The 14,741-nt window shown below is 57.3% G+C and carries 15 protein-coding genes; 6 read left to right on the forward strand and 9 right to left on the reverse strand.

Features of this window, described 5'->3' with window-relative positions:
- Positions 1–52: 52 nt before the first annotated feature.
- Positions 53–1,186 (reverse strand): alkane 1-monooxygenase, encoded by a 1,134-nt coding sequence (locus RYZ18_RS10815; protein WP_317656777.1) that lies wholly within the window; start codon positions 1,184–1,186, stop codon positions 53–55.
- A 78-nt stretch (positions 1,187–1,264) separates the two neighbouring features.
- Positions 1,265–2,365 (reverse strand): A/G-specific adenine glycosylase, encoded by a 1,101-nt coding sequence (gene mutY / locus RYZ18_RS10820; RefSeq protein ID WP_317656778.1) that lies wholly within the window; start codon positions 2,363–2,365, stop codon positions 1,265–1,267.
- A 66-nt stretch (positions 2,366–2,431) separates the two neighbouring features.
- Between mutY and RYZ18_RS10825 the strand changes: the two genes are divergently transcribed.
- Genes RYZ18_RS10825 through RYZ18_RS10835 form a run of 3 tightly spaced genes read left to right on the forward strand, consistent with a single transcriptional unit; the run spans position 2,432 to position 4,747 of the window.
- The gene (locus RYZ18_RS10825) at positions 2,432–2,962 is read left to right on the forward strand and encodes a DUF721 domain-containing protein (protein ID WP_317656779.1); all 531 of its coding nucleotides are present in this window, start codon (positions 2,432–2,434) and stop codon (positions 2,960–2,962) included.
- A 19-nt stretch (positions 2,963–2,981) separates the two neighbouring features.
- A complete protein-coding gene (locus RYZ18_RS10830) occupies positions 2,982–3,605 on the forward strand; it encodes a DsbA family protein (protein ID WP_317656780.1) in 624 nt (207 codons plus the stop codon).
- Positions 3,602–4,747 (forward strand): CaiB/BaiF CoA transferase family protein, encoded by a 1,146-nt coding sequence (locus tag RYZ18_RS10835; protein WP_317656781.1) that lies wholly within the window; start codon positions 3,602–3,604, stop codon positions 4,745–4,747. The genes RYZ18_RS10830 and RYZ18_RS10835 overlap by 4 nt, the downstream gene beginning before the upstream one ends.
- On the opposite strand, the gene lpxK is transcribed toward RYZ18_RS10835, so the two are convergent.
- The 6 genes from lpxK to RYZ18_RS10865 all read right to left on the reverse strand — a co-directional run bounded on the left by lpxK (position 4,719) and on the right by RYZ18_RS10865 (position 10,968).
- Positions 4,719–5,711 carry a tetraacyldisaccharide 4'-kinase gene (lpxK, locus tag RYZ18_RS10840; protein ID WP_317656782.1) on the reverse strand — a complete coding sequence of 331 codons (993 nt, stop codon included), beginning with the start codon at positions 5,709–5,711 and terminating at the stop codon, positions 4,719–4,721. The genes RYZ18_RS10835 and lpxK overlap by 29 nt on opposite strands.
- Positions 5,698–7,008 (reverse strand): 3-deoxy-D-manno-octulosonic acid transferase, encoded by a 1,311-nt coding sequence (locus tag RYZ18_RS10845; protein ID WP_317656783.1) that lies wholly within the window; start codon positions 7,006–7,008, stop codon positions 5,698–5,700. Before RYZ18_RS10845 ends, lpxK begins: the two co-directional genes overlap by 14 nt.
- A gap of 13 nt (positions 7,009–7,021) precedes the next feature.
- Complete coding sequence (locus RYZ18_RS10850; protein ID WP_317656784.1) at positions 7,022–7,258, reverse strand: DUF4170 domain-containing protein; 237 nt, start codon at positions 7,256–7,258, stop codon at positions 7,022–7,024.
- A gap of 56 nt (positions 7,259–7,314) precedes the next feature.
- Positions 7,315–8,127, reverse strand: coding sequence for a 3'(2'),5'-bisphosphate nucleotidase CysQ (locus RYZ18_RS10855; RefSeq protein WP_317656785.1), 813 nt, complete (start codon positions 8,125–8,127; stop codon positions 7,315–7,317).
- The gene (locus tag RYZ18_RS10860; RefSeq protein WP_317656786.1) at positions 8,114–9,478 is read right to left on the reverse strand and encodes a TldD/PmbA family protein; all 1,365 of its coding nucleotides are present in this window, start codon (positions 9,476–9,478) and stop codon (positions 8,114–8,116) included. The genes RYZ18_RS10855 and RYZ18_RS10860 overlap by 14 nt, the downstream gene beginning before the upstream one ends.
- A gap of 89 nt (positions 9,479–9,567) precedes the next feature.
- Positions 9,568–10,968, reverse strand: a complete 1,401-nt coding sequence (locus tag RYZ18_RS10865; protein ID WP_317656787.1) for a hypothetical protein — start codon at positions 10,966–10,968, stop codon at positions 9,568–9,570.
- A 105-nt stretch (positions 10,969–11,073) separates the two neighbouring features.
- Here RYZ18_RS10865 and RYZ18_RS10870 point away from each other — a divergent pair, with 105 nt between their 5' ends.
- Genes RYZ18_RS10870 through RYZ18_RS10880 form a run of 3 tightly spaced genes read left to right on the forward strand, consistent with a single transcriptional unit; the run spans position 11,074 to position 13,710 of the window.
- Entirely contained in the window at positions 11,074–11,841 is a 768-nt protein-coding gene (locus RYZ18_RS10870) for an SDR family oxidoreductase (protein WP_317656788.1), read from the forward strand.
- Between the two features lie 19 nt (positions 11,842–11,860).
- Positions 11,861–12,517 (forward strand): enoyl-CoA hydratase/isomerase family protein, encoded by a 657-nt coding sequence (locus RYZ18_RS10875; RefSeq protein ID WP_317656789.1) that lies wholly within the window; start codon positions 11,861–11,863, stop codon positions 12,515–12,517.
- Positions 12,514–13,710, forward strand: coding sequence for a TIGR03862 family flavoprotein (locus RYZ18_RS10880; protein ID WP_317656790.1), 1,197 nt, complete (start codon positions 12,514–12,516; stop codon positions 13,708–13,710). Before RYZ18_RS10875 ends, RYZ18_RS10880 begins: the two co-directional genes overlap by 4 nt.
- Here the strand turns inward: RYZ18_RS10880 and holA are convergent.
- The gene (gene holA, locus RYZ18_RS10885) at positions 13,707–14,732 is read right to left on the reverse strand and encodes a DNA polymerase III subunit delta (protein ID WP_317656791.1); all 1,026 of its coding nucleotides are present in this window, start codon (positions 14,730–14,732) and stop codon (positions 13,707–13,709) included. The two genes, RYZ18_RS10880 and holA, sit on opposite strands and share 4 nt — an antisense overlap.
- Positions 14,733–14,741: the final 9 nt, after the last annotated feature.

The following is a 14,741-nucleotide window of genomic DNA, read 5'->3' on the forward strand; positions in this document are numbered from 1 at the left end:
GCTTTTGCCTCGGGGGCACGCACCTTACCCTCGCCCATCGGGCGGGGGTTTTTTATTCCGTTTGAAGCAGCCCTTTCGAATAGGGCGTCCAATCCTTGACTTGCGGATAATGTTGCTTGCGCCAAGCGCGCACCTTGGGGTTCATAACCCGCCGCCACACAGGCGGGCAGAGGGCCAAAATCCCCATCACGGGATAGCCATAAGGCAGTTGCGGCGCGGCATCGTGATCATAGGTTTGTAACAGCGGATAGGCCCGATCTGGACGATAATGATGGTCTGAGTGACGCTGCAAGTTGATCAGCAACCAATTCGTGGCCCGATGATCCGCATTCCACGAATGGCGGGGTTTGACATGTTCATATTTTCCCGCGCCTTTGTAGGCCCGCGTGAGGCCGTAATGTTCGATGTAATTTGTGATTTCCAAATGGAACACCGCAACAAAGGCCTGCACAGCGAAGAATGCAAGGCCCCATTTCCCGCCAATGGCATAGGCCAATCCCATCATGCCCGCCTGCAATCCCCCGTAACGCCAGAACGGATTGCTTCTATGCCATAGTGCAAGCCTGCGCTTTTCGAGGCGCTGCGCTTCGGCCCGCCATGCAGATTTGAACGACTGGATCAAAACACGCGGGAAAAAGCGGTGAAACCCCTCATTATATCGCGCAGAAGCAGGGTCACGCGGGGTGGCCACATGGATATGATGCACCAAAAGATGTTCGGTTTTGAAATGCGAATAAAGCGTCATCGCCAGTAGGATATCGGCCAAGCCACGTTCCAACCGCGTGGGGCGGTGCATCAATTCATGGCTGTAATTGATGCCAATCATTCCCGTGACAACACCCAAAGAGGCGGCCAACCCGAATTGCTCGGTAAGCGTCAGATGTTCAGGATTGGTGGCGAGATATGCAATCAACCCAAAGACCAATCCGAATTGTAAAGGTGTCCAAATCAAGGTGATTGCGCGATACCAAAACAGCGAGTTGAGACGCGCGGCCTCATCAGGGTTGGTTGGATCGCGGCCGAATACTTGATCCAACAGCGGAAACAACCACCATGTGGCCGCAAGCACCAAAAGGATGCTCCACCCGCCCCATTGGCTGACTGCGACCATGAGAGGGATAAGCAGAAGCGAGACCCAAAACGGGGCTACATCACGAAGCGATGCCAAATAATTTGACCCGAACATGCCTCTACCTCACAGCTCATTCTGTCATCCTAAACGTAGATATGGCGAAATATTATACATGAAAATATATAACTAGACTCAGGGTGAAGGCCGCGAGTCGATGCGGCAAAGGTCAAACGCTTTGCGCATCACTGTTGGCATATCCGCAACGCGGAACTTGGCGCGGGGCAGGAAATAACCTTGCTGCGGGCTCGCGTTTTTAGAGGCATGGCACAGATGCACGCGCAGGCGCAGGTGAAAATGGGTAAAGGTATGGCGCACCTCTTGGCCCGTGTCCTGCCATTCGCCCTCAACGGGAGGCGCAAGCGCCGCCACAATGGGCGCCGCGGGATGATCCACCCCCACCCAAGGGCTGGTGACAAAGCCAAGCATCCCCCCCAAAAGACCCGTTTCGGGGCGTTGCTCGACCAAAACCGCACCATCGGGCCGAAAGGCCAAGTAAATATGACCAACCCGCGTTGGTTTGGGCTGTTTTGGCTCCTTGCGTGGCAAGTCCGCCGCAATGCCCGCTTTGCGGGCGGCGCATTGGGTCATGATCGGGCAAATGCCACAGGCAGGGCTGCGTGGTGTGCAAATCGTGGCACCCAAATCCATGACGGCTTGCGCGTAATCCCCCGCCCGCTGCGCAGGGGTGAGGGCGCCGGCATGGGCTTTCAACACTGGCTTTGAACGGGGCAGCGGGGTTTCCACGGCGAAGAGGCGCGCCATGACACGCTCGACATTGCCATCCATGACGACTGCGCGGCGGTCAAAGGCAATCGCCGCGATCGCAGCTGCGGTGTAAGGGCCAATTCCGGGAAGCGTCAAAAGCGCCTCTTCGGTTGTCGGGAATATCCCCGCGTGTTGATCAGTAACCACGCGCGCGCATTTGAGCAGGTTGCGCGCCCTTGCGTAATAGCCAAGCCCCGCCCAAGCCGCCATGACATCCGCATCTTGCGCTGCGGCAAGATCCTCAATCCGAGGCCAGAGAGAGATGAACTTGGTAAAGTAGTCACGCACAGCCGCCACAGTTGTTTGCTGTAGCATCACCTCAGACAACCACACATGGTATGGGTTTGGCCGCTGCCCTGATTTTCGCGCCGCGGGCTCGACCCGCCACGGCATATCGCGCGCATGGTCATCATACCACGCCAACAAGTCACGCGAGAGGTCATCCGTTATTTCAATCTCGTCACGCAAGCTTTATCACCCTGTCTTCGGTTTTGATTGGTCAATCTGTTTCATACCCCCTAAATTGACCCGCAGATGAGAAAAGCAAGCGATCATATCCCGCCCAAAGAGGCAAGCCGCCGTAACCGTGGGTTTGAACCCGCGGCCAAGCTTGTTATGGCGCAAATAAAAAGCCCCGCAGAACGGCGTGGTTTCGCAGAGGCACGGCTGATCACCCAGTGGCGGGAGATCATGGGGCCTGAGATTGCAGATATCGCGCGCCCTGTAAAACTTTCGCATGGGCGTGATGGGTTTGGAGCCACCTTAGTGCTTTTGACGAGCGGGGCGCATGCCCCAATTCTTGAGATGCGCAAAGAAGATATCAGAACAAAGGTAAACGCGGCTTATGGTTATAATGCTGTGTCCAAAATATCCTTGACCCAAACGGCGGGACAGAGCCTTGCGCGTGACTTCATCGCACCACGCCCCCGGTCAGAATTGCCCCAAGAGGCAATAGAAATCGTGAACGCCAAGGCCAAGGCCGCCGCAGCGCACATCACCGATGAGGGGTTGCGCGATGCTCTTGAACGTCTGGCGCAGCGCGTCATAAGAAAACAGACATCCTAATTTACAGAGAGAGAATATTATGGATCGCAGACAGGCCTTGATCGCAGCATCCGCAGCGGCTTTTGTATCCGCCCTTCCCAGATTTGGTATGGCTCAAGACGCAAGCGCCGCCCCTGAGATTGTGGATTTTGCTCTTGGTGATCCGAATGCGCCTGTCGAGTTGATCGAATATGCCTCATTCACCTGTCCGCATTGCGCCACTTTTCACCTACAAGTTTTGCCTCAGCTAAAGCGCGATTACATTGAAACAGGCAAAGTGCGATTGGTTTATCGTGAAGTTTACTTTGACCGCCCAGGCTTGTGGGCGGCCATGGTGGCGCGTTGTGCAGGCGAAATGCGCTATTTTGGCGTGGCCGATATTGTTTACCGCACGCAGCGGGAATGGACCCAAGGTGATGCTGCGACCATCGCGGGCAATCTGCGGCGCATAGGTCTTTCTGCGGGTTTGACGGATGCAGAATTGGACGCCTGCATGCAGGATGCCGAAACCGCGCAGGCCATGATCGATAATTACGAAGCCAATCGCGTAGAATATCCGATTGAGGGCACACCCGCCTTGGTCATTGATGGCACGCTGTATGGCAATATGGCCTATGAGGACATCGCGGCGCGGATCGAAGACGCGCTTGCCCGTAACCAATGAACAGCACCCCCCTTGCAGGTGTCAAAGTTCTAGAGCTTGCCCGTATTTTGGCAGGGCCATGGGCAGGGCAGGTTTTGGCAGATTTGGGCGCCGAAGTGATCAAGGTCGAAAGCCCCGATGGTGATGATACGCGCCATTGGGGCCCGCCCTTTATCTCTCGTGAGGGGGATGAAAGCGCGGCTTATTTTCATGGCACCAATCGCGGCAAAAAATCCATCATCGCGGACTTTAAATCTGCCAAAGACCGCGATCGCGTGATTGCTTTGGCGCGCGAAGCGGATGTTTTGATTGAGAATTTCAAACTTGGTGGCTTGGCCAAATTTGGCCTCGATTACCCAAGTCTGGCCCGCGAAAACCCTGCATTGATTTATTGCTCGATCACGGGGTTCGGCCAAAATGGGCCTTATGCGCATCGCGCGGGCTATGATTACATCATCCAAGGCATGTCTGGCCTAATGTCTGTCACAGGCGACCCCGAGGATCATCCCCAAAAGGTTGGCGTTGCCGTTACGGATATTGTCACAGGTCTTTATGCCTCAAACGCCATTTTGGCAGCGTTACATATGCGCGCGCGCACAGGCCAAGGGCAGCATATTGATATGGCGCTTTTTGATGCCGCGACCGCGATGATGGCCAATCAAGCCATGAATTATTTAGCAACGGGGCAAGCCCCCAATCGTATGGGCAATGCCCATCCCAATCTCGCGCCTTATCAAACCTTTCCATGCGCGGATGGCTGGATCATCATCGCGGTTGGCAATGATGGGCAATTTCAAAAACTATGCGAGATTTTGGACTGTGCGGAGTTGGGACAGGATCCGCGATATCGCACCAATGCAGATCGTGTGAAGAACCGTGACAGCCTGAACGCCGCGCTTGAACCTAAGACGCGCAGCTTCAGCAAATCTGCCCTATTGGAGGCGTGCGAAGTGAAATCTGTGCCTGCGGGGCCGATCAATTCACTTGCAGAAACCTTCGCCGATCCACAGGCCGTGGCGCGCGGGTTTCGCCTTGATCTTGAGGGCGTGCCAAGCACGCGGCCGCCTTTTCATTTTTCGGGGGCTGATTTGGCGCTTGAACGTCCCGCGCCAAAATTGGGCGAGGATGATAGTATCACGGGCTTTTCGAAAAAATCCCGCTAAGGCGATCCCGCAAAGCGTGGTCTTGGTCTAATCGCAGGCGCACGGGCACCGTCAACACCTCACGCCGCAGCGCATCAGGCAGGCGCACCGCATCTTTTTCGGTTGTGACAGGCTGCGCCCCAAGGCTTTGCGCATCGCGCAAAATCCGCGCCATCAAGGCATCGCTTAAAGGTTGGTGGTCGCTGAGGGCCTCAGCCCGCAATATACGCGCCCCCATTTTGCGCAATGTGGCAAAGAACTTTTCAGGATGACCGATCCCTGCAAAGGCCAAAACGGGCATATCTTGGAAGGACATCCCCATATTTAACGGCGCCAGATGGCCCGTAAGATGGGGGCAAGGAAGGTCTGGATGGCGCATTGAAAACGCCGCCTGCTGATCTGCCTCGCCAATGGATAGAACAAAATCCGCACGCGCAAGGCCTGTTGCAATCGGCTCACGCAGCGGGCCTGCGGGAATGACCAGACCATTGCCAAATCCACGCGCGGCATCCACCACAATCAAGGACAGATCATAAGCCAGACTTGCATTTTGAAACCCGTCATCAAGGATCAAAATATCGGCCCCCGCCGCAATGGCCGATTTGGCACTTTGCAGACGATCTTGGCCCACCCATACAGGCGCAAAAGCTGACAAAAGCAAGGGTTCATCACCACAGTCAGCTGCGCTGTGACGGGTCGGGTCTACGCGTGTTGTTTGGGTGAGTGTTCCACCATACCCACGGCTGAGGATGTGGGGGGTGGCGCCAAGCCCTGCTAGGATTTCCCATAGGGCAATCACTGTGGGCGTTTTCCCAGTTCCGCCTGCGGTCAAATTGCCAACACAGACCACAGGCACGCCAAGTTTCGTCCGAGCGCCTGTTGCCAATTTGCGCGCCGTGCCTGCCGCATAAAGCGCGCTCAGTGGGCGCAAGGCATAGGCCACTGCATTAGGCTGCGCGCGATACCAAAATCTAGGTGCTTGCATTGCGCTGATCCGCTTCGCGTTGTTCCAACCGCTCTAGGATAGCATTGAGGGCACGATCCGTCACCGCAGCCCCTGTTGAGGATACTTCCCATGCGGCATTGGCCATAGCGGCTGCCCGTTCTGGGTTCATCAACTCATCCACTGCACGGGCGAGGCTTTCGGAATCGCGCACCTGCCGCGCGGCATCGACCGCCTGCAAGCGATCGAAAATATCGGTGAAATTGCTGACATATGGCCCATAGAGAATGGCCGACCCAAGGGCCGCAGGTTCAAATGGATTATGGCCCCCGATATCAACCAAAGAGCCCCCCAAAAAGGAAATCGGGGCAAGTCGATACCAAAGGCCCAACTCGCCCAAACTATCGGCAAGATACACTTGGGTGTCGCGATCAGGCAGAGCGCCAGTGCTGCGCTGCGCAAATGTCCAGCCATCGCTTTCTAAGAGTTTCGCAATATCTGCGCCACGCTCAGGATGGCGTGGCACGAGCAACAGAATGGCCCGCGGGTTTGACCGCAACACGGCCCGATGCGCGGCCAAGACCAAGTCCTCTTCGCCCGCATGGGTGGAGGCCGCCACCCAAGCGGGGCGGGTGCCAAGGCGCTGCGAAAGATCTTGGCGCTGCGCCTCATCATGCGGAAGCGCCGCCGCACCTTCCTTGAGGGTGCCTGTCACTTCGATGCGAGATGGCAACAAGCCCAAACACCGCAATCGAGAGGCGGTCAGATCATCTTGCGCTTGCACCAAATCAAAGCGCGACAGCAGCGCGCGGGCCATTCCGCCCAACCACCGCCAATTGCGCGCTGACCCTTGCGAGATGCGCGCATTGAGCAACATCATCGGGCATCCTTGCCGATGCGTCTCAACGACCATGGCAGGCCACAATTCGGACTCTGTCCAGATGGCGAGGTCTGGCTGCCAATGGTTCAGAAAAGATTGAACAAAACCTATAATATCCAAAGGCACGAATTGATGGATTACATCAGCAGGCAAACGCCGCCCCATGACAGCCGCAGATGTCACGGTGCCTGTCGTAACCAGAATCGTGAGATCTTCGCGCTCTTCACGGATACGGCGGATCAGCTCAAGAAGGGAAAGCGCCTCGCCGACAGAGGCCGCATGAAACCAAACCAATGGCCCATCGGGCCGCGCTTGACTGGCAATACCGCGCCGCTCATTGATACGCGCTGCGTCCTCTTTGCCGCGCGCCAAACGGCCCGCCAAAATCCGTTCCGCCAAACCCGTAGCATGACGCGAAAACAGAAGATAAAGCCAAAGCAGCAAGGAGCGTGACCGCATCCGATGCAATCCCTTACTCGCTTTGCGCGGAATTGGCCTGTTCCTCATCGCGCAGGCGATGCAAATGGGCGATGAAGTAGCGCATATGCGCATTGTCTACTGTGCGCTGCGCTTCAGATTTCCATGCGTTATAGGCGCTGTCATAATCAGGGAAAATTCCCACGATATGAATATCGTTCACATCGCGAAACTCCGTGCGGGCAGGGTCGACCAATTCGCCCCCGAACACCAAATGCAGACGCTGTGCCATAGATTATTTCCTTAACAAGAAGCCTTGAAAACCTGCGCGCACCCTAAGGTTTTGGCTCAGGCGGTCAAGCCAGTTTGACCCGAAAGCCGCGCCATGAATTTATCCACCAAGGCGCGTGATCCTGCAAAAACGCCCGCACTTCGCGGGTCGGGGCGGTTAAAGCGCAAATCCTGCCCCTCTCGGTCGCAGACCTTGGCACCTGCCTCGGCGGCAATAAGACTGCCTGCGGCGCTGTCCCATTCCCAAGTTGGGCGAAAGGTCAGCATTCCATCATAGCGCCCTTCGCCCACAAGGGCCAAACGATAGGCGAGAGAGGAACGAAAATGGCGGCTCACAGGTGGCGCGCCATGTGGCCAATAGCGCGGTTCAAAATTGACCTTGGTGGTCAGGATGCGCGCGCCCGCTTCTTCGGCATGACCTGAAATGCGCAAGGGCGTTTCATTGCACAGCGCCCCCCCATCGCGCGCAGCGGCATAAAGCCTGCCGACAGCAGGCAGATAGACCACCGCCGCACGCACGAGCCCATCTTCCACAACGGCCAATGCATGCGAGAAATCACCAGAGCCATCCATAAAGGCACGGGTGCCATCGATGGGATCAATGATGAAACCCCGCTTCGCGGCCAGACGGGCGGGGTCATCTTGGCTTTCTTCCGACAACCACCCGTAACTGGGACGCGCGGCCTGAAGATCGCGCGCCAACATCTTGTCGATTTCCAAGTCCGCTTCTGTGACGGGGCCTGCCCCTTCGGATTTTTCCCACGCCTTGGGGTCATTTTGCCAATAGCGCAGGGCAATCTCGCCTGCGGCACGGGCCGCTTCTACCAATAGGGTCAGATCTTCGCGATCTTGCCGCTCAGGCCCCTGCAAGCGTCATCTCCTCTACCAGAAGCGAGGGGATAACCCGCGACAGATGCGAGCGCGCATCATTTGCTGCACGGATCGTGCCAAGCATGTCGCGCAAATTTCCTGCAATGGTGCATTCATTGACCGCATAGGTGATTTCGCCGTTTTCAACCCAAAACCCTGACGCGCCACGCGAATAATCCCCTGTGGTTGGGTTGATGGAACTGCCGATCAAGGATGTCACCAATAGCCCCGTTCCCATCTCACGCAACAGCGTCTCACGTTCGACCTTTGGCCCGACCAAGGCGAGATTTCCAACGCTTGGCGAAGGCGGGCTAGTGAGCCCGCGCGCGGCATTGGCGGTGCTTTCCAGACCCAATTTTCGCGCAGTCGCCAGATCAAGCACCCATGAGGCCAGTTTGCCATCTTGTATGAAGGCGCGCTTTTGTGCCGCCAAACCTTCGGCGTCAAAGGGGCGCGAGCCGCCTGCACGCTTGCGCAAAGGGTCTTCCAGCAGATCAAACCCAACAGGCAAAACCGCCTCACCCAATGCATCGCGCAACCAACTCGACCCGCGTGCAATCGCGCTGCCATTGATCGCGGCCAAGATGTGACCGATGAGGGTTGAGGAGACACGTTCATCAAAGAAAACGGGATATTTCCCTGTTTTTGGCTTCCGCGCCCCTGCGCGCGCAGCAGCACGCATCCCAGCTTCGCGCCCTATTTCTTCGGGGCTAATCAGATCACTGCGGAAAATACGGCCATCCCCGTAGTAATCCCGCTCCATGCCTGTGCCTTCCCCTGAAATTGCCACGCAGGAAAGGCCATAATCACTGCGGGCGTAGCCGCCTGCAAACCCGTTGCTGCCCGCAAGAAAGATCGTGCGGTGGCTGTAGCCTGCATTTGAGGACTGAATTTGGGTGACTTTGGCAACGGCGCGGGCCGCAGCCTCGGCGCGGCGGGCTTCATCCTCCATCTCGGCGGGCAGAGGTGCCGCGCCGTCATCGCTCAACTCAAGACCTGATGCATCGCGCATTGAGCTGAGTTGCGCGGGATCGGCCAAGCCAACGGTTGGGTCTTCGGGGGCAAGCCGCGCCATAGTCACCGCGCGCGCGGCCATGTCACGTAGTGTGTCTGGGCGTAAATCTGCTGCCGAAACACAAGCCTGCCGTTGGCCCACCATGACACGAAGGCCCATTTCCGTGCCCTCGGATCGTTCTGCCTGCTCTAACGCGCCATTGCGCAAGCTCACTGTTTGCGAGATCCCTTGCACCACCATCGCATCTGCCGCATCCGCACCCGCAGATTTGGCAATGTCCAAAATCTGTTCCGCCAGATCCCGCAGCGCCGCTGTGTTCGAAGGGCTGTCTGTCATCGCAAAGCATCCTTTCTGGCCAAAACAGCCCGTCAGGGGCTATGCGTGACCTAAGCGCTGCAAGGACGCAGCGCAAGAACCCTTAACCTTTATTGCAAAGGCATTCCGCCAATCATGATCTTTCCCTCTTGGGTCAGATCAATTGCGCTTTCAAGCTGATCTTGGCCTTCGGTTCGGGTGGCGAAAAGGTCAATTGCGCCTGCGATCATCGCAAATTGGCTTGGATCAAGATGGCCCGACTGGGTCATCGCCTCTAGAAAGGTGAAAAGGCCGCGCGCGCTGATATCCACCCGCGATGGCCCTGCGCCAGATGTCAGATCAAGCCCACCTGTCGCACGGAAATCAAGGCCTGCACCCGTGAGGGTGGCCCTGTTGATTTGCAGCCGAGCCAATGACAAAGGCAGACGCATTCCCGTTTCGGGGGCAGGCCCCAGATCACCTGCAAGATCGAGATCAATCGCACCAGTTTCGCGGGGCAAAAGACCTGCGCGATCTATCCAATCCCAAACGGGGGGTTCGGGCATGGCATCTGCCACCGACAGTGTGATGGCAAACGGCCCGCCCTCACGGTTCAATAATGGCAGATTAGCGGCCAAGCGGCTTGGCCCAATGCGCCACAAAATGGGAATATCTTCGCCAAATTCGGCCCCCAAAAGCACGCTATCGGTGCTGAGGCTTGCGCCAAGACTTTCGTCTGTTTCCCTGTAGCTGAGATTGCCCGCCCCAAGCGCGAAGCCAAGCCGCCCTGCTTGATCCAGCCCCATCGGCTTTGCAAAAGCAGAAATCGGATCGGTGGCCACCAGTCCATTGGCCGCCTCAAACCCAAGTGAAGCTGTCTCGCCCCAGCCATCAAGGGTAAGCGCAGCCCCCTCAAGCGCGAATTGGGCCAAAGCCCCTTCCGCGATTGCGCCTTGCACTGTGCCAAGGCCAAAACGATGCGCAATGGGTGTTGCCGAAAATACAGATTGTCCTTCAAAAGTGCTGCTGCGCAGGGCAAATTCACCCGCTTGGATCAACACGCCGCCCAAAGCCTGAAAGGCCAATTCTTCTGTTTCTGCATCCCACGTTAGCGTGATGCCGTTTGCACTTTGCACCGTCACCTCAGGCAATGCAGGCAGATCCACCACCAGATCCCGCGCGGGCCGTTCTGTAGGGGTCAGCGCGATCACAATCGCCTCAGGCAGCGTGATCACCACATCACCTTCCGCGTTTAGGGCAAAAAAAGCGCGGGCCGTTCTTATGCTTGTATCTACGGTCGAATGTGGATCATCCACTTCGATAATTTGCAGGTTCTCTATCAACACCTGTGTGCCGATTACCTGTGGCGCGTCAAAGCGGAACTCATGCCCTGCATCTGCGGCGATTTCGCGGAAGGTCTCAAGCGCCATGTCAACGGGCGCGAGGCTTTGTGCAAAGGCAGGCAGAGAGGACAGGACAAAAGCCAAAGATAGAGCTGGACGCCAAATATATTTTGAATTCATCTTTGACATTCACAGGCCCAACGGCGACACCGACAGTATGTCCCAATGTTTCGTCCCCTGCGCTTAAGGTCAAGCGCCGATCCGCCTGCCCAAGAAATAGAAAGCCCCGCGATCATGTCTCATCTCTTTGAAACCGACCTATCGGGAAAAACCGTTGCAATCACAGGCGCAAGCCGTGGGATTGGGGCAGAAACGGCCGCGCTCTTTGCGCAGTCAGGCGCAAAAGTTGCATTATTGGCGCGCTCAGGGGCGGATTTAAAAAACGTGGCAAACTCAATCGGTGAAGGGGCGCGGGCCTATCCCTGTGATTTAGGTGAGATAGGCAAGATTGCCCCGCTCTTTGACGAGATCAAAGCCGAGCTTGGCCACATTGATATCTTGATCAACAATGGCGCGCTGATTGCGCCCATCGCCCGCATGGGGGAGGCAGATTTGCAAGCGTGGGATAATCTGATGCGGGTGAATGTCACAGGGTTATTTGCAACCACACAGGCCTGTTTGCCCGATATGGTGGCGCGCGGCGTAGGCACCGTCATCAATATTTCGTCAGGGGCTGCGAAAAATGCCTATGAGGGGTGGAGTGCCTATTGTGCGTCAAAAGCGGCTGTGGCGATGCTGACACAAAGCCTTGATTTGGAATATCGTGATGCAGGTATCCGTGCGCTTGGGCTGTCACCGGGGACTGTCGCCACGCAGATGCAACGCGATATTCGGGCAAGTGGGATGAACCCCGTGTCGCAGATTGATTGGGCTGACCATATCGCGCCGCATTGGGTGGCGCGCGCGCTCTTGTGGATGACCACATCCGAAGCGGATGGGCATCTGGGCCAAGATATCAGCCTGCGCGATCCCGCTTTGCGGAGCAAACTGGGGCTTGTGTGAGGCGAAAAGGAATTTTGCGATGATCAGGTTAGAGAGTTTCCCAGAAAGCATGCCCCAAAGCCAAGCACCGCTGTGGCGCGTGACGCTTGATCGTCCCGACAAAGCGAATGCCCTGACCGAAGATATGCTTGCCACCTTGGTCAGCATCGCCAAACAGGCACAGGCGCACCCAAACTTGCGCGCGTTGGTTATTACAGGGGCGGGCGAAAAGGTCTTTTGTGCGGGTGCGGATTTGGACGCGGCCCGCGCGGGTCTGGCCAACTCGCCCCTGTGGGAGGCGTTGTCAGGCGCGATTGCCGCGCTGCCCTGCCTGACGATTGCGGCTCTGAATGGCACATTGGCAGGCGGCGCTATGGGGATGGCATTGGCCTGTGATCTGCGCCTCAGCGTTGATCGCGCCTCATTTTTTTACCCAGTCGCAAAGCTTGGGTTTTTGCCGCAGCCCTCAGACCCCAAACGTCTGACGGCGCTCATAGGCCCTGCGCGCACAAAATTGCTGCTGCTGTCAGGCGCAAAATTTACCGCAAAAGAGGCCCTGTCCTTTGGGCTGATTGACAAGATCGTGCCGCAAGAGGCGCTTTGGCAGGAGGCGCAAAATATGGCCGAAGCCGCGATTTCGGGCAAAGCCGAGGTGCTGCGCGCCATCAAGGCGATGATCCCTGACGGCACGGCATGACGGGCGGACGCGACCCTATCACATTGGACGTGATGATCATCGGCGCGGGGCCGAGCGCGCTGATGGCTGCCGATTATTTGGCCCATGCTGGGCGGCGGGTTGTTTTGATGGAGGGCAAAGCCTCCCCTGCGCGTAAGTTTCTCATGGCGGGAAAGTCAGGGTTGAACCTCACAATGGACGAACCGCTTGAGGCGTTTCTTGCGGCCTATGGGCCTTCGGCTGCGCCGCTTGCGCCGATGATCCGCGCGTTTGGCCCTGAAGAAGTTATACGCTTTACCCGCGATACATTAGGGCAGCCGATCTTTACAGGCAGCTCACGGCGTGTATTCCCCAAGGCGATGAAAGCCTCACCCATGCTGCGCGCCTGGTTGCAGCGCTTGGGCGGGCGAGGCGTGGAGATTTGGCGCAATTTCACATGGGATGGATGGGGGCCAGACGGGGCGTTTCGTTTTTCTACAGCAGAAGGGCCGCGCGAGATCACAGCCACCACAACACTCTTGGCCCTTGGGGGGGCAAGCTGGCCGAATTTAGGCGGGCGCGGCGAATGGCTTGAATATCTGAGCGCGCGCGGGGTCGAAACGGTTCCGTTTCAGCCAATGAATATGGGGTTTCATATCAAATGGTCAGACCATATGCGCCCGCATTTTGGTCATCCGCTCAAATCCTTGATCTTGCGCGTGGGCGAAAAATCTGTGGCGGGTGAGATCGTGATCACCGCCAAAGGTATTGAGGGCGGCGGGGTTTACGCCCTCTCGCGCGAGATGCGAGAGGGGGCGATGCTCAGCCTTGACCTCTGCCCTGACCGCAGTCTGGACGATGTTGCGGCGCGTCTTGGGAAAGGGGGCAGGCGCAAGGACAGTTTGTCGAATATCCTGCGCAAATCCCTTGGGATAGACGGGGCAAAGCGCGCAGTTTTGTTCGAAATGTGCAAATCCCTGCCCACTGCGCCGAAAGCGTTGGCAGAGCGCATCAAAGCCTTGCCCATCCCCCATAGCGGCCCGTTTGGATTGGACCGCGCAATCTCTAGTTCGGGCGGGGTCGCATGGTCTGCGCTAGACGAGACTTTGCAGCTTCGCGCCCTACCAAATGTCTATTGTATCGGCGAGATGGTCGATTGGGATGCGCCTACGGGTGGCTATTTGCTGACAGCCTGTTTTGCTACGGGCCTTTGGGCGGCGCGTGCAGCAGCCTAGCGGGCGTTGCGCGGCATCATGGCCAAGCGGATGAGACTGCGCTCCATCACTGCCAATTGCGGGGCTTGTGAACTTGAGCGGAGGGTCAAATCCGTCTCGATCAGGCTTTGCACCGCATCCTCAAGGCGTGTAACGCCCCAAGCCTGCGCTTGTTTGACCATGCGATCCCTGCGCGGGCCAAAGACCCCTGTTTTCGGGGAAAACCCAGCCGCTGGCCCCTGTGGATGACAGGCGGCCATATGGAGCGTGCGAAAATGGCGCAAGGCCGCGATACAAAGTGCAACCGCCGTGACCCCCTGACCACCAAGCCTTGCCATCAGGGCACCAACACGCGCATGGGCGCCTTCGGCAGCGGCGTGTAAGATTTCGTCAATCTCCGCATCAATCGTGGCAGGCGCCAATGCTGCCACCTCCGCCGAAGAGAGAGGGCTCTCATCGCCTAGTTTATAAAGGGCTAGCTTTTCCAAGAGCTGCCTGAAATCGCCAGGATCAAGCGCGCGGGCGAGGGCGGCCAAGTCACGAGAGGCATCTTGCGCGATTGCAGATAGCCCCGCCTTTTTCAATTCGGCCTCGACCTCAGCCTGACTGGGCGGATCATCATAAACGGCGATACAAAAAGCCGATTTTTGGGTTTCAAACAATTTTCTCAGCGCCGAGCGTGGTGTCAGTTGCCCCGCCGTCACAATGATTTGGGCGTCACCTGCAGCCCATTCGTTTATGGCGCTTGTGATTGCGGCGGCGGCGGCATCTGTTGCATCTTCGACAAAGACAGCGCGCGGGCCTGGAAAGAACCCTGTCGCCTTAATCGCGTCCAAAAGAGCCGCAGGATCACTGCGCAAAGATGCCCCCATCATACGGGTAAGGCGCATTTCGCCTTCGGCATCTGGCCCCAAAAGATTGGCAAGCAGGTCTTGGCGCTTAATCGCCACCCGCATCGCATCTGCCCCATAAATCAGAACGCCTGCCGCCCCTGTATCGGGGCGGGTGATAAACCGCGCCGCCTCTGAGGTGGAAAGCTTCATCGGGTTACA

It is taken from the genome of Roseovarius sp. 10, from assembly GCF_033100315.1.
Lineage (GTDB): Bacteria > Pseudomonadota > Alphaproteobacteria > Rhodobacterales > Rhodobacteraceae > M30B80.

Excerpts from the sequence above, each read along its gene's own strand:
- RYZ18_RS10815 (WP_317656777.1), bottom strand. The coding sequence starts at position 1,186 with ATGTTCGGGTCAAATTATTTGGCATCGCTTCGTGATGTAGCCCCGTTT.
- RYZ18_RS10825 (WP_317656779.1), top strand. The coding sequence starts at position 2,432 with ATGAGAAAAGCAAGCGATCATATCCCGCCCAAAGAGGCAAGCCGCCGT.
- RYZ18_RS10830 (WP_317656780.1), top strand. The coding sequence starts at position 2,982 with ATGGATCGCAGACAGGCCTTGATCGCAGCATCCGCAGCGGCTTTTGTA.
- RYZ18_RS10835 (WP_317656781.1), top strand. The coding sequence starts at position 3,602 with ATGAACAGCACCCCCCTTGCAGGTGTCAAAGTTCTAGAGCTTGCCCGT.
- lpxK (WP_317656782.1), bottom strand. The coding sequence starts at position 5,711 with ATGCAAGCACCTAGATTTTGGTATCGCGCGCAGCCTAATGCAGTGGCC.
- RYZ18_RS10845 (WP_317656783.1), bottom strand. The coding sequence starts at position 7,008 with ATGCGGTCACGCTCCTTGCTGCTTTGGCTTTATCTTCTGTTTTCGCGT.
- RYZ18_RS10850 (WP_317656784.1), bottom strand. The coding sequence starts at position 7,258 with ATGGCACAGCGTCTGCATTTGGTGTTCGGGGGCGAATTGGTCGACCCT.
- RYZ18_RS10860 (WP_317656786.1), bottom strand. The coding sequence starts at position 9,478 with ATGACAGACAGCCCTTCGAACACAGCGGCGCTGCGGGATCTGGCGGAA.
- RYZ18_RS10865 (WP_317656787.1), bottom strand. The coding sequence starts at position 10,968 with ATGTCAAAGATGAATTCAAAATATATTTGGCGTCCAGCTCTATCTTTG.
- RYZ18_RS10870 (WP_317656788.1), top strand. The coding sequence starts at position 11,074 with ATGTCTCATCTCTTTGAAACCGACCTATCGGGAAAAACCGTTGCAATC.
- RYZ18_RS10875 (WP_317656789.1), top strand. The coding sequence starts at position 11,861 with ATGATCAGGTTAGAGAGTTTCCCAGAAAGCATGCCCCAAAGCCAAGCA.
- RYZ18_RS10880 (WP_317656790.1), top strand. The coding sequence starts at position 12,514 with ATGACGGGCGGACGCGACCCTATCACATTGGACGTGATGATCATCGGC.
- holA (WP_317656791.1), bottom strand. The coding sequence starts at position 14,732 with ATGAAGCTTTCCACCTCAGAGGCGGCGCGGTTTATCACCCGCCCCGAT.